This window comes from Moorella sp. E308F (genome assembly GCF_006538365.1).
Classification (GTDB): domain Bacteria; phylum Bacillota; class DSM-521; order Neomoorellales; family Neomoorellaceae; genus Neomoorella.
This window is the reverse complement of sequence record NZ_BJKN01000001.1, coordinates 469,514-489,628: the sequence shown is the minus strand read 5'-3', so window position 1 is coordinate 489,628 and position 20,115 is coordinate 469,514. Positions and strand designations below refer to the sequence as shown.

Here is a 20,115-nt window from a genome sequence, read left to right as displayed (position 1 = left end):
TAAACGTCGAGACTTTATATAATATCCACCAGGCTCTGAAAGGAAACCCTGTAACCCATAAGTACATCACCGTCACCGGCGCCGTCCGGAAGCCCATCACTGCCAGGGTACCGGTCGGCACCCCGGTGCGGGAACTCCTGGCCCTGGCCGGCGGCCCGGCTGTAGACCAATACCTGCTTATCGCCGGCGGCCCCTGCATGGGTAAGGTTACAAGCATTAATGCGCCGGTTACCAAAACTACCAAGGGCATAATTGTCCTGCCCCTGGACCACCCATTGGCTTTCGGTTACCAGCGGGATCTGAACCGGGAGCTAAGACTCGCCCTCAAGGTCTGCTGCCAGTGCCAGCAGTGCACGGACTTCTGCCCGCGGCACCTTTTAGGACATCCCCTGGAACCCCACCGGGTCATGCGCGCCGTTACCTATGGCCTGGCTGATATAACCCTGCCCCAGGCCCTGCTTTGCAGCGAATGCGGCCTCTGCGACCTTTACGCCTGCCCCTTCAACCTCTCCCCGCGGCAGGTCAACAGGAAAATAAAGGCCGAACTGCAGCAGAAGGGTTTCCGGCCCGGCCCCTATCCAACGGGTATTCCTTCCCCTTTCCGGGAAGGACGGCAGGTACCAACTCAACGCCTTATCACCCGTCTGGGCTTAAGAGAGTATTACGAACGCCCGGTAACTTTTCGGGAAGGAAACCTCACGGTTAACCAGGTCCACCTGCCCTTAAAGCAGAGCGCCGGGATCGCACCGGAGCCGGTAGTAAAGATAGGTGACCGGGTTTCAGCGGGGGACCTTTTAGCACGTATCAAGGACGATACCCCGGGCGCTAACCTCCATGCCAGCATCAATGGTACCATTACCGCTATCAATAGCAACATTGTCATCCAGGGAGGCGCCAACCCATAATGGGGCTCAATAATGGAGGTGGTGACTGATGGGTATCGCCGTCGGACTTATCGAACTTAAGAGCCTGGCGCGGGGGTTAATGGTTGCCGACAGCTGTCTTAAGGCCGCGCCGGTAGACCTGAAAATACGCACCATCTGCCCTGGTAAAAGCTTGATTATCTTAAACGGCGAGATCAGCGCCGTAACGAGCGCCGTAGAACATGGCGTCGCTACCGGCGGGGTAACGGTCGTCAATAGTTTAATCCTGGGTAACCTCCATCCCGGGGTCCTGCCGGCCCTGAGCGGGGTGGCCGCAGCAACCCCTAAAGGTGCCCTGGGAGTCCTCGAGACTTTCAGCGTCACGGCCGCCATCAAAGCCGCCGACACCGCCGCCAAGGCGGCCGTTGTCGAACTCCTGGACATCCGTCCGGCCTACGGGCTGGGGGGTAAAGGGGTGGTCATCCTGACCGGCAGCGTCGGCGCTGTCCAGGCCGCCGTAAACGCCGCTACACTTCCCCTCAAAGAAGAAGGGGAACTAGTGGATGCTGTTGTTATTCCGTCGCCCCACCCTAAAGTCTGGGAGCAACTGGAGTAAAATCCCACAGAACAAGGTGAGCGCTAAATGTCCAATGCTGCCTTTATCGAATTAATTACCAGGGAAGTCCTGGCCGAGCTAAAGGAACGCCGGGATAAAACTGCCGGGACCAGTACTGCAGCCCCTGCCACCCCGGCAGCCAAACGTGTTCCCGTGGCCGTATCAAATCGCCATGTTCACCTGGCCCAAAAGGAGATCGATATTCTTTTCGGCCCCGGCTATCAGCTCACCAAAAGGAACGACCTCTACCAGCCGGGAGAATTTGCCGCCAACGAAGTCGTCACCCTGGTAGGCCCGAAACTGCGCCCCCTGACCAACGTCCGCGTCCTGGGGCCGGTGCGTGACCGCACCCAGGTAGAGATCTCCCGCACCGATGCCATAACCTTAGGCATTCCGGCGCCGGTGCGCCGTTCCGGGGACCTGGCCGGCTCCGCCCCCATTACCCTGGTAGGACCGAAGGGGTCAGTTACTTTGCCCGAAGGGGCCATTATCGCCAACCGTCACATCCACATGAGTCCGGTCGAAGCGGAAAAGTGGGGGCTAAAAGACAACGACGAAGTCACAGTGCGTACCATTAAATCCGACCGGCCCACCATCTTCGGCGGCGTCCAGGTGCGGGTCAGCCCCAAATTCAAGCTCGTCATGCACATCGACACCGACGACGCCAATGCCGCCGGGCTCCAGTGCAACGACGAAGTGGAAATAAGGTGAGAAGATGCTCATTGCCGAAGTTACCGGGACGGTGGTCGCTACCCGGAAAAATGAAAGCCTTACCGGCAGCAAGCTCCTTCTCGTCCGGCCCCTTTATGGTGGCCGCCGGGGAGAAACCCTGGTGGCCGTGGATACCGTGGGTGCCGGCAGGGGGGAACTGGTGCTGGTAGCCACCGGTAGTGCCGCCCGCCTGGGCCTGGGTGTCCCCCAGGCCCCGGTGGACCTGGCTATCGTGGGCATTATCGATCAGGCAGAGGGGGACATCAAGGGGCTGCCGCGCTAGGTTGGCGCCGCCCTTATAATCTCCTCATCCGGTTACCGGTTTGAGCATCCCCCGAGAATGCTGGCAGGAGAAGATATAGAGGTGGGAGGGAGAACCGGTGCAAATTCTGGCCCTAAACTGCGGGGGGTCTTCGATTAAATATAAAGTTTTTTCCATGCCTGAAGAAAAACTATTGGTCCAGGGCGGCGTTGAACGCATCGGCAGTCAGGGAACTACTCTACGGCATCAAGATTTAACAGGCGAGGCGGCTGAGTGCCGGAAGCATTTACCCCGGGGTGACTATGGCGAAGCCCTGGAAGAAATCCTCAAGTTATTGCAGCCTTACCGGATTGATGCCGTCGGTCACCGGGTGGTTCACGGCGGTGCGAGCCTCAGGAGGCCGGCCCGGATTGATGCCGCTGTCCTGGCCACTTTAAAGGCCTGCTGCCAGCTGGCCCCCCTGCACAACCCGGCCAACGTTGCCGGTATCGAGGCCGTGGCGCGAATCCTGCCGGAAATACCCCAGGTGGCCGTCTGCGACAATACCTTTCACCTGACCCTGCCGCCCCGGGCCTATCTCTACGGCCTGCCCTATGAATATTACGAGCGTTACGGCCTGCGCCGTTACGGTTTCCACGGTATAACTTTCACCTATATGGTCCACCGCGCCGCGGCAATGCTGGGACGGCGTCTGCAGGAGCTAAAAATTGTGTCCCTCATGCTCGGCAGCGGCACTACGGCCAACGCCTGCTGCGGTGGGGAATCTATCGATGTCTCTACCGGCTTTACGCCCACCGAGGGGTTACTCCAGTCAACCCGCTGCGGCGATGTCGACCCTGGCGTCCTTGTTTATCTCCTGCGGCAGGAAGGCCTTGGCCCCGATGCCCTGGAGGAAGTAATCAACAAAAAAGGCGGCTGGCTGGGTATCTCCGGCATCAGCAACGATTACCGGGCGGTGGAAGAAGCCGCCCGTCAGGGGCATGAACGGGCCCGCCTGGCCCTGGAGGTCCTGGCCTACCGGGCGAAAAAATATGTTGGCGCCTATGCGGCGGCCATGGGCGGGATTGACGTCCTGATTTTTTCCGGTGGCATCGGCGAAAAGAGCAGCAGCCTGCGCCGGGAAATCTGCCGCGGCCTGGAGTTCCTGGGTATCAAGCTGGATGCTGAACGCAATGAAAATGAGAGCGGTGACCGCTTAATCTCCAGCCCGGAGGCCAAAGTCCAGGTCCTGGTGGTGCATACCGATGAAGAAGTAATGATCGCCCGGGAAACTGTAAAGGTATTGACCGGGAAAGAGCCCTCCGGGGCGTTTTGCCAGGGGTAATCCCCCGTTTAGCGCAATTATTTTCAAAGGAGCTGGGCAAGCATGCGCTATCTTGCCTTTGACCTGGGGGCCGAGAGCGGCCGGGCCATAATCGGTACCCTGATCGATGCCCGCCTCGCCCTGGAAGAAATCTATCGTTTTCCCAACGAACCGGTACGGATTCCGGATGGCCTGCACTGGGATGTTTTACGCCTCTTTCACGAAATGAAAGAAGGCCTGCGCCGGGCTGCAGCCCGCTACGGGACGGGCCTTAAAAGCCTGGCCGTCGACACCTGGGGCGTAGATTTCGGCCTCCTGGGAGAAAAGGATGTCCTCCTGGGTAATCCGTACCACTACCGGGATGACCGCACCCGGGGCGTGATGGAAGAAGCTTTCAAGGTAGTACCCCGGGAAGAGATTTTTTCCCAGACGGGCATCCAGTTTATGCCTTTCAACTCCCTTTACCAGCTTCTGGCCTGGCGGCAGCAGCAGCCCGCCCTGTTAAGCCAGGCGCAGACCCTGTTGATGATGCCCGACCTCTTCAACTTCTTTTTTACCGGCATAAAAGCCGGGGAATTCACCAACGCCAGTACCACCCAGATGTACAACCCTCGTACCGGCACCTGGGCCATTGACATGCTGGAAAAATTGGGGTTACCGGTTACCCTCCTCCCGGCCATCAACCCGCCGGGGACGATTGTGGGCCAGATTTTACCCCGGGTGGCCCGGGAAACGGGAGCCGAGGAGATACCTGTCATTGCCCCCGGCAGCCACGATACGGCCAGCGCCGTAGCCGCCGTGCCGGCAGCAGGGCCGGACTACATGTACATTAGCTGCGGTACCTGGTCTTTGGTAGGGGTGGAGGTCAGGGAACCGGTAATCAACGAGCAAACCTTGAGCCTCAACTTTACCAACGAAGGCGGGGTTGGTGGTACCTTCCGGCTTCTTAAGAATGTCACCGGTCTGTGGCTGGTCCAGGAGTGCCGCCGCACCTGGGAGCGACAGGGGGAAGCTTTGAGCTATGGCGAACTTACGACTTTGGCCCGGGAGGCCAGTCCTTTGACTGCCGTTATCGACCCGGACCACCCGGCCTTCCTGAACCCGGAAGACATGCCGGCGGCCATCCAGGCCTACTGCCGGGAAACGGGCCAGCCGGTACCTCGGACTAAAGGCGAAATCGTCAGGTGCGCCCTGGAAAGCCTGGCCTTGAAATACCGCTGGGTGCTGGAAAAGCTGGAAGGTATACTGGGGAAGGAACTTCCGGTCATTCACATGGTTGGCGGCGGCACGCGGAACGAGCTTCTCTGCCGGTTTACCGCCAGCGCCACCGGGCGCCCGGTAGTGGCTGGCCCAGTGGAAGCCACGGCCGCCGGTAACCTCCTGGTCCAGGCCATGGCCATGGGAGAAGTGGGAAGCCTGAATGAAGCCCGGAAAATCGTTCGCCGTTCTTTTGCCCTGAAAACTTATGAAGCAGAAAAGACAGATGTGTGGGAGGAAAAGTATGAGGCATTTATTAGGCTGCTGGCGTAGTATTGTCCAGCCAGCATGGTAAAAAGTGGCCAGCCTGATAACTGGGCTGGCCATACTAGTGGTTTTAAACTTGACAGACAAACAGGAAGAGGGTAAAATAAAAAGTGCATAGGCGGAAGTAGCTCAGTGGTAGAGCATCGGCTTCCCAAGCCGAGGGTCGCGGGTTCGAATCCCGTTTTCCGCTCCAGTCTTGAAAAATCTAACCACCAACGGGCTGACCCTCCCAAAAAAGTCCGAGGTTCCAGGGAGGGTCTTATTATGCCTAAGTTAGCCAAACTCAACCCGAAGGTATGCGATTTAGCCCTGGCCCTGGAGGAGTTCCTTCTTGCCAGGCAAGCGGACGTTTTAGCCCAACGCACCCTAGACGACTACCGCTGGCATGTGGGAAAGTTCCTGGAGACCTGCCAAAACACCACCACCTATGAGGCCGTCCGGAAGGCCACCATACGCTACTTCAGCCAGCCAGCCTCGCCCGGCTACCGGAATATCAAACTGAAGTACCTCAAAGCCTTCTTCAACTGGTGTGTAGCCCAAGGGTATCTCCCGGCCAATCCAGCCCAAGGCATAAGGAAGGCCAAAGAAGACCTTCAAAGCCCGCCAATGCCGAAATCAAAGCTTCCTCACAGAAACCCGCCACACTCTTTCAAGCACAGAATCCTCAGAAGCCTTGATTTTCTTGGCTTTGAAACCAACTGGCCCTTTGGCTTTACAACCGACTGTTGAATATATATCCACCAGTCGGTTGACTAAACCGCTAGGAGTTCATTTTGACGCCGATGGGTATATACCCAGTTGGGAAAGCCTTGCGGACTTCTGGCGGGGAGTCGAAACTTTGGCGGATTTATGGGATAAGTTTCGGCAGGTCACACAGCGGGATTTGAACGGCATGAGAGAGTGGATAAGGTTTGTAAGTTTGAGTAAGGGAATTAAATATCTGCTTGGAGAAGTGGAACACTCCATTTGAGCAGGATTTTGCCCATAGAAAAGCTAAAACTTACTTAACCAAAGCATACTATGTAAGGGCTGGAATGCGTCTTAGGAGGGTAGAACATGGCCCGCTTTATTGTCTACCTCGAACCCGCCGAAGAAGGAGGCTACATTGCTTCTGCACCGGCACTACCGGGCTGCGTCACCCAGGGGGAAACTAAGGAAGAAGCCTTGGCAATGGCTGAGGACGCCATAAGAGGGTACATCGAGAGCCTGAAAAAACATGGAGAGCCGCTTACCCTTTGGCTTTGAGAAGAGTAGAAAGAACGTCTAGTCTAGGGGGTTCAAGGAAATGCTTTACCGCTACAAAGTTATCCTCGAATGGGATGAGGAAGGTAAGGGCTATGTCGTTTCGGTTCCTGCCTTACCGGGGTGTTTCACCCAGGGAGATACCGTTGAAGAAGCATTGGAGAGGGCCAAAGAGGCCATAGCAGGCCACCTTGCGGCTTTAGCCCAGGAAGGTCTGCCCCTGCCGTCTCGTGACGTTGAAATAGCCGAAGTGCAGGTAGAGATAGCCTCATGAGCAGGCTACCCAGGGTCACAGGTAAAGAAGTGGTTAGTGCGTTGAAGAGGGCTGGCTTTGTGGTGGTAAGAATACAGGGCAGCCACCACCACTTGCGAAAGCCGGGTGCTAAAAGCTTGGTGACTGTTCCCGTACATGCCGGTGAAATCCTGAAGCCAAAGCTTTTGAAAAGCATACTGGAGCAGGCCGGACTAACCGTTGACGAGTTCAAAAACCTTCTCGCTTGAGCAGGATTTTGCGAAAATGTGGCGAATACTATATCCCTGAAAGGGTCAGTCCGTTGTCGCTGGTGGAAACGCTAAAACCGTGTGCCGGGAGGCTTGCAAATCAAGGCTTCCGGCGGTCACGTCTCAGCACCCAGTCCATCGGCTTCCCAAGCCGATGGTCGCGGGTTCGAATCCCGTTTTCCGCTCCAGCTAGAAATATTAAGGGTTTGCGGGTTCGGCCTACTAGGTTTCTCTGGCAAGAAATGGGGTAGGCCGGTGCTGTTAAGATCCACCGTGAGGAGCAGTAGCCTGCTCCTTATTTTTTTAGTTACGCTGATATGCTTTTCCCAGTACTTTTATAAGCCTGTCCACCTTCCCGGCGGCTTTTTTGTCAGGAGCCGGTTGAGCGGGCTGGCCTGGGAGTGGGCCTCCTTCATCAAGGATACTTCCAGGAAGGCTGTTTTGATATAATACACAATTATAGTTACATCTGAACCAGACCAGCAATATCAGGTTTTGCGGTGGAGTGGAATGGTGAAATGAGGAAGGAGATTGTCGTTCGCATGATTTCACGGGAGATGGCTGGGACATATGCGGCGAGGCGCCCCCGCCGCCTTGTCCTGGCATTGATATTGGGTAGCTTAACGGGGCTAGGGCCGTTTTCGATAGATACGTATCTTCCTTCGTTGCCTTTACTGGCAAATAGTCTTCACCTCACCACGTCGACGGCACAGTTGAGCTTGACCGCTTGCCTGCTGGGTTTGGCGCTGGGCCAGCTGATAGCGGGCCCGATCAGCGATGCCCTCGGGAGACGCCGGCCGCTGCAGGTGGGATTATTGATCTATGCGGCTGCTTCCGCCATGTGCGTGTGGACCTCGTCGATTGGCCTGTTTATCGCCCTCCGGTTCTTCCAGGGATTGGCCGGTTCGGCCGGTATTGTCATCGCCCGCGCTGTTGCCCGCGATCACTTTGAGGGCAAGGAATTGACGCGTTTTTTTGCTCTCTTAATGCTGGTCAACGGGGTAGCACCGGTACTGGCACCAGTAATAGGCGCGCAACTTTTGCGCTTCACTTCATGGCGCGGTATATTTGCCGTGCTGGCACTACTAAGTATTGCCATGTGGATAGCAGTTTGGGTTGCCTTGCCGGAAAGCCTGCCGCCGCAACGGCGGGTACAAGGAGGGTTGCTGGCGACGGCGGGCGGCCTTGGCAGCCTGCTCAAAAACACCGAATTTATGGGCTACGTGCTGGCCCAGGGCTTTGCCTTTGCTGCGATGTTCGGCTACATATCCGGCTCTTCGTTTGTCCTGCAGGAGGAGTACAGGGTATCGCCACAAGTGTTTAGCCTCATTTTTGCCGTCAACGGGGCCGGGATCATTCTCGCCGGCCAGGTCGGTGCCCGGGCCTCATTGCGCTGGGACGAACGGCGGGCACTTGCCGCCTCGCTGGCCGTAGCAGCGGCGGGCAGCTTGGCGCTACTCGCTGCCGTGCTCGGCCGTGCGGGCCTGGCGGCGGTGCTGGTACCGTTGTTTGTAGTCGTCGCGATCGCCGGTGCAATCGGCACAACGTGCAACTCGTTGGCCTTGCAAAACCAGGGGCGCGCCGCTGGCAGCGCGTCGGCGTGGCTCGGTGTGGCAGGAATGTTGTTTGGGGCACTGGTCTCGCCCCTGGTGGGGCTCGGCTACCGCATTGCCGTGTCGATGGCCGTAGTGATTGTCGTTTGCCACCTCTCGGCCACACTCGCGTACTGGTTGTTGGCCGCGCGGAGGCGCGGTGCGGGGGCGGGGGAGACGATGTCGCAACGCGTGTGAGGCTCTATAAAAACCAGGTCCATGGAGCAAAATAGGGAAGAAGTTTAATTTAGGAAGGCGGTTAGTCATGGGCCTGGAAAAGCCGGATAATAGTTTGCTGGTGATTTTCGGTGGTACGGGGGACCTGGCTCGCCGTAAACTTTACCCAGCTTTATATAACCTCTTTGTCGATGGTTTTCTCCCGGCTGCCCTGCAGATAGTGGCCGTGGGGCGGCGCCTATTTACCCCGGAGAGTTTTCGTAACGGGATACTATTACCTTCCCTGCAGGCCTTTTCCCGCCGCGCCTCTAACCTGGACGCCTATTTTGAGCCCTTTGCTAGCCGCCTGCACTATTTCCCAACCGATATTTATGACCCGGAGGGCTATAAACGCCTCAGGCAGTTTCTGGCGGAGCTGGAGGAGGCGGCCGGCTGCCGGGGCAACCGCATTTTTTACCTGGCCGTGGCCCCGGAACATTTTGGCCCCGTGGTCCGGAGCTTAAAGGAAGCAGGCCTGGCGCCAGCCCGGGGCTGGCAGCGGGTTGTTATTGAGAAACCCTTCGGCCATGACCTGCCTTCGGCGGCAGAATTAAACCGCCAGCTCCGGGCAGCTTTCAGCGAGGAAGAGATTTACCGCATCGACCATTACCTGGGCAAAGAAATGATCCAGAACATCATGGTCATCCGCTTTGCCAATACCTTTTTTGAGCCGGTATGGAATAATAAATATATCGACCACGTTCAGATTACTTCGGCGGAAACGGTGGGCGTGGAGGACCGGGGCGGCTATTACGACAAAGCGGGGGCCCTGCGGGACATGGTCCAGAACCACCTCCTGCAGCTGGTGACCCTGGTGGCCATGGAACCGCCGGCCAGCCTGGCCACTGAAGCTATCCGCGACGAAAAGGTAAAGGTGCTGCGCTCATTACGCCCCCTGGACGCGGCGGCAGTCAGCAGGAACGTCATCCGCGGCCAGTACGGTGCCGGGGAGATAGATGGACAAACGGTACCGCCGTATCGCCGGGAAAAGGAAGTGGCCCCTGATTCCACGACGGAAACTTTTGTCGCTTTAAAGCTTTTCATCGAAAACTTCCGCTGGGCCGGCGTGCCCTTTTACCTGCGTACGGGCAAGCGCCTGCCGGTTAAAGTGACGGAAATTATCCTCCAGTTCAAATCCCTGCCGGATATCCTGTATTTCAAGGAATACGGCGAATTACGCCCCAATCTCCTGGTCATCCGCGTCCAGCCCCTGGAGGGTGTCTACGTCCAGCTCAATGCCAAACGACCGGGGAATAATAATTACATCGTACCCATCCGCCTGGACTTTTGCCAGAACTGCGAGGTGGGCGTCAACTCCCCCGAGGCCTACGAACGTCTGCTTTATGATGTAATGCGGGGGGACCCCACCCTTTTCACCCGCTGGGATGAGGTGGAGGCGGCCTGGCGGTTTGTGGACCCCATTGCCGCTACCTGGACGGCGAGGCCGCCCCTTTTTCCCAATTACGCCGCCGGCCAGTGGGGACCACCGGCGGCACAGGAGCTTTTAATCCGGGACGGCCGCCACTGGTGGCAGGAAGATGAATTGCTGCCGGAACGTGGGTAGCTAGGAATAAATGAATGGACTGATGAAAGCTTGCGTATCTATGACATATCCATGCCCATATACCACGGGATGCCGGTCTACAAAAACAGGGCGGAGAAGCAGCCGCAAACGGAAATCACCCGCGACTATGAAAACGGCGTGCGGGAAACGCGCTGGCTTCTGAACAGCCACACCGGGACCCATATCGACGCCCCCGCCCATGTGATCCCCGGCGGGGCCACCACCGCCGACCTGGACCTGTCGGTTTTAATCGGCTCCTGCCGGGTGCTGGACCTGACGGCAGTCAACGACCGCATTACGGCCGGGGACCTGGCGGGCCAGCCCGTCCGGCCCGACGACTTTATCCTGTTGAAAACTAAAAACTCCTGGGCTGCCGGAAATGAAGCCGATTTTATCTACCTGGATGCCGGGGCCGCCTCCTATCTGGTTCAAAAAGGGGTGCGCGGCGTCGGCCTGGATGCCCTGGGGGTGGAGCGGGACCAGCCCGGTTATCCGACCCACCGGACTTTGCTGGAAAACGGGGTTGTTATCATTGAAGGCTTACGGCTAAAGGGGGTTCCCCCGGGGGTTTACCACATACTGGCTCTTCCCCTCCCCCTCCTGGGGGCTGAAGCGGCACCGGCCCGGGTAGTGCTGCTGGAAAGGTAGTATGCCATTAAGAGTACCTACTCTTAATGGATTATGGCGGGAAATGGTGATATGATGTTCACCGTTAAACATAGTGGTGAGACGTCCGGCTGCTTTTATATCTGGTGCAAAAGTGCACCAGTTGTTATAATAGGGATAGTCCCTTGACGTAGAAGGTAGTCCGGGGCCTACCCCTAAATTTTTACGGGCGGGTGTATCCTATGCAGGTCAAAGAGGTCATGCTCAACAACCCGGAGACGTTATACTACTGGCAGACCCTGGCCGATGCCGTGGCCGTCTACCAGCGGCAGCAGGTCAACTGCGCCCCGGTACTGGATGCCGACGGCGAAGTGGTAGGCATTATTACCGTCTTTCGCCTCCTGGAAGCCCTGCAGCAGGGGGCTACTATGGCTACGCCTATTGAAGAGGTCATGGATAGAAAACTGGTCTGCATCGATGAGGATACAGGTTTTGAGCAGGTGGCCAATTTACCTATTGACCGCTTGATTGTTTTAAACAAAGAGCGGCGCTTGAGCGGCGTCCTGACCAGGATTGGCTTGATCAATAAGGTGCACCGGGCCCTGGAGAAGGCGGAACGCGAGCTGGCGGCAGTCCTGGAGGCGGTACCAAACGGTATCATTGCCGTTGACCGGGAAGGGAAAATATGCCACATCAACCCGGCGGCAGCCCGGCTCCTCGACCTGCCGGCGGCAGCAGCCCTGGAGCAGCCGGCGGCCACCGTCCTGGCGGCGTCTGGTTTAAGCCAGTTTCTTACCAAAGCAGCCGGTGACCAGTTTCATAAGGCGCGTGCAGGAGATAGAACCCTGGCCATCCGGCGCAGCCCTATTACCAGGGATGGCCGGGAACAGGGGGTTGTCCTGGTCCTGCAGGATATTTCCGAACTGGAGGCCATCTCCAGTGAATTAAAGGCGGTCAAGTCTTTGAACCGGCAGCTTAAGAGTGTTATCGAGGCCTGCTATGACGGTATGGTTATTGTTGACAGCCAGGGCATTGTCCTGGGGGTTAATGAGGCTTTTGGACGTATTATGGCGCCGGAGGAAGGGCGGCTTGTTGTTGGTGAAAAGTTGCAGCCCGGTGCCGGCCAGGCAGAAGAGCAGCTATACCAGCTCTGGCACCTTGTCCGTGAGAGCCGCAAGGCTGTAACTGTCATGTACCAGACTCCGGCCGACCGGGAGGCCATTCTTACCGGCAGCCCTGTTTTCAGTGAGGAGGGGGCTGTCTCACAAGTCGTTATCAACATCCGCGATATGACGGAACTGCGCCATCTCAAAGAAGAGGCCCAGCGAGCGGCAGCGGAAATCCAGGCCCTGCGGGCCCGGCACCTGGCGGCTCCCGAGGTGATCCGCCAGAGCCCGGCCATGCAACGGGTGGTGGACCAGGCCTTAAGGGTGGCTGCCGTCGATTCTACCGTCCTTATAACGGGGGAATCCGGTGTTGGTAAGGAAATCATTGCCAGGGTGATTCACCAGCATAGCCCGCGCTGCAAGGGGCCTTTTATAGAAATTAACTGTGGTGCCATCCCGGAAAACTTGCTGGAATCAGAGCTCTTCGGTTATGAGAAGGGAGCCTTTACCGGGGCCAGTAAAGAGGGAAAAATAGGTCTCCTCGAGGTAGCCAATAACGGCACCCTCTTCCTTGATGAAATAGGTGACCTCCCCCTGGGGTTACAGGTCAAACTGTTGCGTTTTCTCCAGGAGCAGGAGATTTATCGCCTCGGCGGTCGCCATGCCATTAAGCTCAATGTTCGCGTCCTGGCTGCGACCAATAAGGACCTGGCCCGGATGGTCCGGGAAAAGACTTTCCGTGAAGACCTCTATTACCGTTTAAATGTAGTGCCTATAAGGATCCCGCCTTTGCGGGAGCGGCGGGAAGATATCCTGCCCCTGGCCAGGCATTTTTTGGAAAGATTTAACCATAAATACGGTACGGCCAAACGCCTGTCCTTCGCGGCCTGTAAGGTGCTGGAGGCTTATTCCTGGCCTGGGAATGTTAGGGAACTTCAGAATGCCATGGAGCGGGTAGTCATTATGGGCGAAGGAGATTTAATCCAGCCGGAACACCTGCCCCTTGAATTTCAGGAAGAGCCCGGGGATACCGGTAAAGCGCTGCATCTGAGGCGGCTTTTACCCCTTCATGAAGCAAGGGAACAGGTTGAGCGGCAATTAATAACCCTGGCCCTCGAGCAGCACGGCAGCCTGCGTCGGGCCGCCCGGGCCTTGGGTATATCCCATTCAACGTTGCTCCGCAAGGCCCAAGCGTATGGCCTGATGGTGCAAAATCGAACCGATATGGTTTAATACTGTACCACCATGAATTATTTTACGTCAGCTATAATGCGGCTGAAGAAAGAGATAAATTAAATGAATATCTGGTGCGTATATAGACCGGGTAAAGAAATTTATTTATCCTTTCCCCTTAGATTCCTCCCCCTCGGAGCCAGAGGAGGCACGGCGGGATTTTTTATATCCTGGCATGAGTTTTGCAAATAAGAAGTGATTGTGGTAACAAGAATAACTGCAAGGAGGAAAAACGTATGGGAAAAGTGACTGTCAGCTGGGTGGGAAAGATGCAGTTTGTGGGGGACGACGGTGCCGGCCACCGGGTGGCCATGGACGCCAGCCCTGTTTATGGTGGCGAAAACCAGGGGACCCGGCCTATGGACCTGATGCTTATGGCCCTGGGCGGTTGCACCGGTATCGAGGTAACCCACATCCTGCGAAAAATGCGGGTCAGCTTTGATAACCTGACTATTGCGGTAGAAGGTGAGAGGGCCGCCGACCACCCCAAGATTTTTACCCGGATGCGGGTAGTTTACGATTTCCAGGGTGCCAATATCCCGCCGGAAAAGGTGGCCCAGGCCATCAAGCTGGCCGACGAGGTGTACTGCTCGGCAGCCAACATGATGAAGGCGGCCGGTTCCATCGAGTATGCCTTTAAAATTAACGGAGAAGAGTATCCTTACCCTTTCCTGAAAGAGGCCAGTGGTAATTAAAGTGTAAATTTTTAACAGGGCTACAGGGGGGAACTGTGAATGAATACCTACGCTTTATGGATTTTATTTATGGCTGTTATCTATACAGTCGTTCTTATTATTGCCGGCAACATTGCCAGGAGCCGTGCCGCCCGTGGTGAGGACTTCTGGGTGGGCGGCCGTAAGTTTAAGCCCTGGATGGTAGCCGTCTGTATCACCGGGCTTTTTTCCGGTTCCTCGTATATCGCTATCCTGGAGCTGGCGTACACGACGGGTATTTCTGCCGGCTGGTACGGCGTGGCGGAATTAATCCACGTGATAATTATCGCCTTGTTTTTTGTGATACCCTTTCGCAAGCGTCTGGTAGTGACCGTATCGGGTTTAATAGGTGATCGCTATGGCCGGACGGCCAAGGCCATCGCCGGCGCTGTCACGGCCTTTACCTTTCCTATGTACGCCACCGCCAATGCCCTGGCCTTTGCCGCCGCCATGAGCGCCTTTACAGGAATGTCCTTGTCCACCTGGGTAATTTTCAGCGCTTTACTCCTTCTTATCTACCTGCAGGCGGGCGGCATGTGGTCGGTGGTCTTTACGCAAACAGCCAATAGTATTGCTTTTACTATGATGTTTATTATCGGCCTTATCGCCTTCTTTATTAAACCTGGTTTTACCGGCCTGGCCCAGCTGGCAGCGGCCAAACCGGCCATGTTCGGCCTGACTACCGTTGGCCTGCAGACAATACTAGCCTGGTTCGGCACCTTCCTGGTCAACGTTTTCCTGGCTCAGGCGGCCTTCCAGATGGCCCTCTCCTGCCGTACGCCGGAAGAGGGGCAAAAGGGTCTCCTCTGGGCGGCAGGTTTTAATATCGTCTTTATTGTCATGGGCGTTCTCTTTGGCATGGCCGCAGCAGTAGTGGCCCCTGGCGTCGGCCGCGGCCTGGTGGCAGTACCCAAATACCTGGCCCAGGTTTTACCGCCACCCCTGGTGGGCATCTTCTTCATGGGTATCTGGGCCTGCGCCCTGGGGTGGGGAGCTCCCTGCCAGTTCTCCGGGGCTACCAGCCTGGGCCGGGATGTGGTTTCGTCCTTGAATCCTAAAGTTAGCGACAAGCAGATGGTTCTCTACACCAAGTGGTCACTGGTGGTATTGACCGTATTGATGATTATCTTTGGTTTCCTGCGGACAGAACAGGCCGCGTGGTGGAATGTCCTGGCCTGGACGGCCCGCAACGGGGCTACCTTTGCTCCCATTATTGGCGTACTCTTCTGGCCTCTGGCCAGCCGCAAGGCGGCTGTCAGCGCCCTGGTCGCGGGCTTTGTTTCAGGTATAACCTGGTATCACCTGGGTGGCTGGCACCCCGCCAAATTTTACTTAAATATTCACCCGGTGTGGATCGGGATGATTTTTAACGTTTCTGCTTTAACCCTGGTTACCTTGATTGAAAGGACTGGCAGCTATCGCTGGGCGATACCCGGGAAAGGAGCAGCCAGGAGTGTTGGTTTCGGGGCCATGATTGCCGGGCTGGCTTTAATCATCCTGGCTGTTAACCAGTTTACCTGGCTTTATGCTAAAGGCGTTTTTGGCATGGTCCTTTTCCTGATCTTTATTGCTGCCTTCTGCATGGTAATTACCTTTACTAAAGAAAAGGAAGAAAGTGCAGTTGTGCCGGAGGTCAGCCCCCAGGCAGGACCGGCGGGCAAGTAGTTTACCCGGAATTGCTGACGGGGGATAAAAAGTATTGGAGCAGTAAGTTTATTGTAAGGCGGCTGGAGAAGAGGCTTGTTTCCAGACGCCTTTTTGTTATTTACTCCTGCCGGCTGAAGGACAAGGAGCCTAAGAATCCCAGGAACAGGGCCACGCCGGTAACTACGACCAGGTCAAACTCCAGGCTGTAATGAACAAGATATTGCAACGCCCGGGGGTCGGTGCCACTGTACACCAGTCGCCTGAGGGCATCAACACCGTAGGTGAGGGGGTCTATTTTCATCAAAACACTCATCCATCCTGGCAGGTTGGTCATGGGGAACATGGCGCCGCTCAGGAAAAAGAGGGGCATGACCAGGAAATTCATGAACATCTGGAAGCCTTCCATGGTTTGCATACGGCTGGCCACAGCGATGCCCAGAAAGGTCAGGCCCAGGGAAATAAGGAACAAGATGCCCAGGAGCTGGAGGATTAGGAGCGGGGTTAGGGATATCTTGATTAAGGGCGCCAGGAGGAGCATGATGGCGGCCTGGATGAGGGCTACCGTGCTGCCTCCCAGGGCTTTACCCAGGGCGGTGGCCCAGCGGGGCACCGGCGCCACCAGGACCTCTTTCAAAAAGCCGAACTCCCGGTCCCAGATGATGGAGACACCGGAAAAAATGGAGGTGAAAAGAACGGACATCCCCAGGATGCCGGGGTACATGAACTGGACGTAGTTAACGGGTACACCGGCTGGTACGCCGCGAAAGCCCATGGCGGCCGCAATGCCCTGGCCGACGATGAGGAGGTAGAGCAGCGGCTGGCCGATCATACCTATGATGCGGCTGCGTTCCCGGATGAAGCGGATAAATTCCCGGTACCAGATGGTGTAGATAGCCCGCAGGGCAGGTTGCATGGGATGTTCCTCCTTAGTGCCGCCGGCGGCCGTGGCGGCGGTTCAGGCGCATGAGCTCGGCGGAAGAGACTTTATCTTCCCTTATGGCCCGGCCGGTGAGGCTTAAGAAAACGTCATCCAGGGTAGGGCGCCGTAAATGTATGCTGTTAATCTGCCCCCGGAAATCGGCGGCCACCCGGGGTATGAAGGCAGCCCCGTCATCCACCTGCAGGCGCAGGCCCTCTTCGTCTTTAATGACCTTCACGCCGTAGCGGGCGGCAATCTCCTGCTGCAGGCGGGCGTCATCAACAGTCATCATGGTGACCACATCGCCTCCCAGCCGGCGTTTCAGGTTGTCCGGTGTATCCAGGGCCTGGATGCGGCCGTGGTCAATGATGGCGATACGGTCGCAGTTTTCCGCTTCGTCCATGTAATGGGTGGTCATAAAGATGGTGATGTTTTTCTCCCGGCGCAGGCGGTGAATGTGCTGCCAGATGGCGCTGCGGGTCTGGGGGTCCAGGCCGACCGTCGGTTCATCCAGGAAAAGGACTTTGGGGTGGTGCAGGAAGCCGCGGGCGATTTCCAGCCGTCGCCGCATGCCGCCGGAAAAGGTGCGGACGATATCCCGCCGGCGCCCGGCCAGATCCACCATGGCCAGTACTTCGTCCATGCGCTCTTTGATGGTAGCCCGGGAGAGCCCGTAGAGGAGGCCGTGGAAACGCAGGTTTTCTTCGGCTGTCAGGCGGTCGTCCAGGGAGTTGTCCTGGAAAACCAGGCCGATGGCGCGGCGCACAGCATCCGGCTGGCGGGCAACATCAAAGCCGGCCAGGGTGACCCGGCCGCTGGTGGGCTTGAGCAGGGTACAGAGCATTTTGATGGTGGTCGATTTACCGGCTCCATTTGGCCCCAGGAAGCCGAAGATCTCCCCCTCTTCGACGTTAAAGGTCACCCCGGCGACGGCGGTGAGGTCATTAAAGCGCTTGACCAGGTCCTGGACTACGATTACGGACACAGGTTTTCTTCCCTTCTTATTCCCATAGTTTTCACTTCTTAGGTGGCTTATGTAACTTTTTGAAAGCCCCTTTGCTTTTGCTTGAAATTTAATTTTAACAATATAAGGAAGGAGGATCAAGGATTATTTTTTTGCCCGGGCAGGAAATAGTTCCCTGGTTTAACGAACTAATTTAGGGCATATTTTTTACCGGGGGAGGCGGGGTTCATGGCGCGGGTGGTATTTGTTCCCCGGCGGCGCAGCCTTAAGTTTATGGCAGCCGTACTGGTAGTTACGGCTGTACTTTTGGCCTGGAGTCGCTACCAGGGCCTGAAAGAGGAGCAGGCCATCCAGGCCCTTTCCTGGGCGGTGGCCAACCAGGTGGTGGTGGTCGACCCCGGCCACGGCGGGATTGATTCCGGAGCCACAGGCCCGGCTGGAACCCCGGAAGACCGGATTAACCTGGCTATCAGCCAGCGCCTGGCAGAATTTTTAAGCCAGGGCGGCGCTCACGTTTTCCTCACCCGCCAGGATGAAAACGTCCAGGAAGGAGAATCCGGCGATGATCTGGTGGAACGGGTTAAGCTCGCCCGGAAGGTCAAGGCTGACCTCTTTATCTCCGTCCACTGCAACGCCTTTGACGGCCGGGAAAGGGGCGCCCAGCTCTTTTACGACCCCAAATCGCCGGAAGGGAAAAAACTGGCTGAGGCCATCCAGGCGGAAATCAGGCGCCGCCTGGCCAATACCGACCGGGTGCCTTTAAGTATTGATGCCTTTGTCCTGCGTACCCAGAAGATCCCGGCAGTCATTGTGGAAGTCGGCTTTATCTCCAACCCCCGGGAAGAAAAGCTCCTGGCGGATCCCCACTACCAGCGCCAGATGGCCTTTGCCATCTATGCCGGCGTTGTTAATTACCTGGCGGGAAAAGGCCCCGGGGCTGGGGAGTACGGCCAGGCAAAAAGAAAAGCCCCCTGATGCAGATATAAAAATCCCCGGGTTAGGAGTTTAACCCGGGGATTAATTTCTTTACCTGGTCTCCGGTTTGGGTTTGGCGCCGCTTAAGACAGCTTCCCGGCTGTAAACCTGCCACAGGAAGGCCAGCAGAGCCAGGGCGGCTGCGGCTATACCTACCGGGTAGGAAATGCTGGTGGCCAGGTGCAGGCCTTCCGGCGCCTGGAGGATATAGGTGATGCTGACGGCCGTCATGAAGGTAGCCGGAAGTGTAGCCACCCAGTGGAAGCTGCGCTGCCGGGCCAGGTAGACGGCGGCGGCCCAGAGGGCAATCATGGCCAGGGTCTGGTTGGACCAGGCGAAGTAACGCCACACGATGGTGAAGTCAATCTGGCTCAAAATAAAACCTATGGCAAAGATGGGAATGGCAATTTTATAGCGGTTAATTATGGGCCCCTGCTTTAACCCCAGGAATTCGGCAATGGTGAGCCTTGCTGCCCGGAAGGCGGTATCACCGGAGGTGACGGGCAGGACGATAACCCCCAGGACGGCCAGGACGCCGCCAATGGTACCCAGGAGGGTAAAGGAGGCCTGGTTGACGATGCCGGCCGGACCGCCCAGGCTCTTTAAACCGTTAGCCAGGCCGTTGGTGCCGCCAAAGAAAGTCATGGCAGCAGCGGCCCAGATAAGGGCGATAATCGATTCAACAATCATGGCCCCATAAAAGACCCGGCGGCCATAACGCTCATTTTCCAGGCAGCGAGCGATTATAGGCGACTGGGTGGCGTGGAAACCGCTGATGGCGCCGCAGGCAATGGTGATAAAGAGAAGGGGCCACAGGGGCGCTCCCTGGGGATGCAGGTTGGCCAGGGTTAATTCAGGAATATGATACCCTTTAACCATAATCCCGCCGATAATCCCTATGGCCATAATAATTAGCACGGCGCCGAAGAGGGGATAAACCCTACCAATAATTTTATCAACAGGCAAAATTGTCGCCAGGAAGTAATAGGCTAAAATGACGGCCAGCCAGAAAGTATAGGTTAAGTGCGCAGGAGTTAGCTTGGCCAGGAGCTGGGCCGGGCCGGTCATGAAGACGGTACCTACCAGGATGAGGACGACGACGGTAAAAATATTAACGAATTGTTTCATCTTGGAACCAAGGTAATTGCCGACAATGGCCGGCAGGTTGGCGCCGTCGTGGCGCACGGAGAGCATGCCGACGAGGTAATCATGGACGGCGCCGGCAAAGATACCGCCCAGGACGATCCAGATAAAGGCCACCGGCCCCCACAGGGCCCCCTGGATGGCGCCGAAAATGGGCCCCAGGCCGGCAATGTTTAAGAGCTGGATCAGGAAGTCCCGTTTCCAGTTCATGGGCACATAGTCAACGCCGTCGTTGAGCCTCAGTGCCGGGGTGGAGCGCTGTTCCTGGGGGGCAAAGACCCTCTCGACAAAAGTTCCGTAAAGGAAATAGCCCACCAGGAGGATTATGATGGATACCCAGAAAGTTACCATAAGTGCTGCGACCTCCTCTGCCTGATTATCTATTTAAAATTTTAAGGCCAGAGGGAGGGAGCGA

20 protein-coding genes and 1 tRNA gene are annotated in these 20,115 nt (G+C 56.8%); 18 read left to right on the top strand and 3 right to left on the bottom strand.

Features of this window, described 5'->3' with window-relative positions; translation table 11 throughout:
• The 17 genes from E308F_RS02290 to E308F_RS02210 form a co-directional block, all read left to right on the top strand.
• Positions 1-905 (top strand): 4Fe-4S dicluster domain-containing protein (locus E308F_RS02290; RefSeq protein ID WP_216364431.1); only part of this gene is annotated, 905 nt, incomplete at its 5' end.
• 28 nt (positions 906-933) lie between these two features.
• On the top strand, positions 934-1,479 hold the full coding sequence (locus E308F_RS02285; RefSeq protein WP_141263177.1) for a BMC domain-containing protein: 546 nt from the start codon (positions 934-936) through the stop codon (positions 1,477-1,479).
• A gap of 27 nt (positions 1,480-1,506) precedes the next feature.
• Positions 1,507-2,190 (top strand): phosphate propanoyltransferase, encoded by a 684-nt coding sequence (gene pduL, locus E308F_RS02280; RefSeq protein WP_141263176.1) that lies wholly within the window; start codon positions 1,507-1,509, stop codon positions 2,188-2,190.
• 4 nt (positions 2,191-2,194) lie between these two features.
• Positions 2,195-2,473: a EutN/CcmL family microcompartment protein gene (locus E308F_RS02275; protein ID WP_141263175.1), complete on the top strand. Its 279-nt coding sequence runs from the start codon at positions 2,195-2,197 to the stop codon at positions 2,471-2,473.
• A gap of 97 nt (positions 2,474-2,570) precedes the next feature.
• The gene (locus E308F_RS02270) at positions 2,571-3,776 is read left to right on the top strand and encodes an acetate/propionate family kinase (protein WP_141263174.1); all 1,206 of its coding nucleotides are present in this window, start codon (positions 2,571-2,573) and stop codon (positions 3,774-3,776) included.
• 42 nt (positions 3,777-3,818) lie between these two features.
• Complete coding sequence (locus E308F_RS02265; RefSeq protein WP_141263173.1) at positions 3,819-5,285, top strand: rhamnulokinase; 1,467 nt, start codon at positions 3,819-3,821, stop codon at positions 5,283-5,285.
• A gap of 112 nt (positions 5,286-5,397) precedes the next feature.
• Positions 5,398-5,472: transfer RNA gene (locus E308F_RS02260), tRNA-Gly, on the top strand.
• A 71-nt stretch (positions 5,473-5,543) separates the two neighbouring features.
• Positions 5,544-6,008: a hypothetical protein gene (locus E308F_RS02255; RefSeq protein ID WP_141263172.1), complete on the top strand. Its 465-nt coding sequence runs from the start codon at positions 5,544-5,546 to the stop codon at positions 6,006-6,008.
• 327 nt (positions 6,009-6,335) lie between these two features.
• Positions 6,336-6,524, top strand: a complete 189-nt coding sequence (locus tag E308F_RS02250; RefSeq protein WP_253256433.1) for a type II toxin-antitoxin system HicB family antitoxin — start codon at positions 6,336-6,338, stop codon at positions 6,522-6,524.
• A gap of 40 nt (positions 6,525-6,564) precedes the next feature.
• Positions 6,565-6,795 (top strand): type II toxin-antitoxin system HicB family antitoxin, encoded by a 231-nt coding sequence (locus E308F_RS02245; RefSeq protein WP_141263171.1) that lies wholly within the window; start codon positions 6,565-6,567, stop codon positions 6,793-6,795.
• Complete coding sequence (locus E308F_RS02240) at positions 6,792-7,022, top strand: type II toxin-antitoxin system HicA family toxin (RefSeq protein WP_141263170.1); 231 nt, start codon at positions 6,792-6,794, stop codon at positions 7,020-7,022. The genes E308F_RS02245 and E308F_RS02240 overlap by 4 nt, the downstream gene beginning before the upstream one ends.
• Positions 7,023-7,564: 542 nt before the next feature.
• Positions 7,565-8,812 (top strand): multidrug effflux MFS transporter, encoded by a 1,248-nt coding sequence (locus E308F_RS02235; RefSeq protein WP_141264073.1) that lies wholly within the window; start codon positions 7,565-7,567, stop codon positions 8,810-8,812.
• A gap of 67 nt (positions 8,813-8,879) precedes the next feature.
• The gene (gene zwf, locus E308F_RS02230; protein ID WP_141263169.1) at positions 8,880-10,394 is read left to right on the top strand and encodes a glucose-6-phosphate dehydrogenase; all 1,515 of its coding nucleotides are present in this window, start codon (positions 8,880-8,882) and stop codon (positions 10,392-10,394) included.
• Positions 10,395-10,424: 30 nt separating this feature from the next.
• Positions 10,425-11,042 carry a cyclase family protein gene (locus E308F_RS02225; protein WP_172613501.1) on the top strand — a complete coding sequence of 206 codons (618 nt, stop codon included), beginning with the start codon at positions 10,425-10,427 and terminating at the stop codon, positions 11,040-11,042.
• 200 nt (positions 11,043-11,242) lie between these two features.
• A complete protein-coding gene (locus E308F_RS02220; protein WP_141263168.1) occupies positions 11,243-13,339 on the top strand; it encodes a sigma-54-dependent Fis family transcriptional regulator in 2,097 nt (698 codons plus the stop codon).
• A gap of 236 nt (positions 13,340-13,575) precedes the next feature.
• A complete protein-coding gene (locus tag E308F_RS02215; protein ID WP_141263166.1) occupies positions 13,576-14,034 on the top strand; it encodes an OsmC family protein in 459 nt (152 codons plus the stop codon).
• A 39-nt stretch (positions 14,035-14,073) separates the two neighbouring features.
• Positions 14,074-15,717: a sodium:solute symporter family protein gene (locus E308F_RS02210; RefSeq protein WP_141263164.1), complete on the top strand. Its 1,644-nt coding sequence runs from the start codon at positions 14,074-14,076 to the stop codon at positions 15,715-15,717.
• 100 nt (positions 15,718-15,817) lie between these two features.
• Here E308F_RS02210 and E308F_RS02205 read toward each other — a convergent pair whose 3' ends face one another.
• Complete coding sequence (locus E308F_RS02205; RefSeq protein WP_141263162.1) at positions 15,818-16,612, bottom strand: ABC transporter permease; 795 nt, start codon at positions 16,610-16,612, stop codon at positions 15,818-15,820.
• A gap of 13 nt (positions 16,613-16,625) precedes the next feature.
• Positions 16,626-17,603, bottom strand: coding sequence for an ATP-binding cassette domain-containing protein (locus E308F_RS02200; protein WP_141263160.1), 978 nt, complete (start codon positions 17,601-17,603; stop codon positions 16,626-16,628).
• A 207-nt stretch (positions 17,604-17,810) separates the two neighbouring features.
• Between E308F_RS02200 and E308F_RS02195 the strand changes: the two genes are divergently transcribed.
• Positions 17,811-18,557 (top strand): N-acetylmuramoyl-L-alanine amidase, encoded by a 747-nt coding sequence (locus E308F_RS02195; protein WP_141263158.1) that lies wholly within the window; start codon positions 17,811-17,813, stop codon positions 18,555-18,557.
• A 51-nt stretch (positions 18,558-18,608) separates the two neighbouring features.
• On the opposite strand, the gene E308F_RS02190 is transcribed toward E308F_RS02195, so the two are convergent.
• Positions 18,609-20,051, bottom strand: coding sequence for a carbon starvation CstA family protein (locus E308F_RS02190; protein WP_141263156.1), 1,443 nt, complete (start codon positions 20,049-20,051; stop codon positions 18,609-18,611).
• Positions 20,052-20,115: the final 64 nt, after the last annotated feature.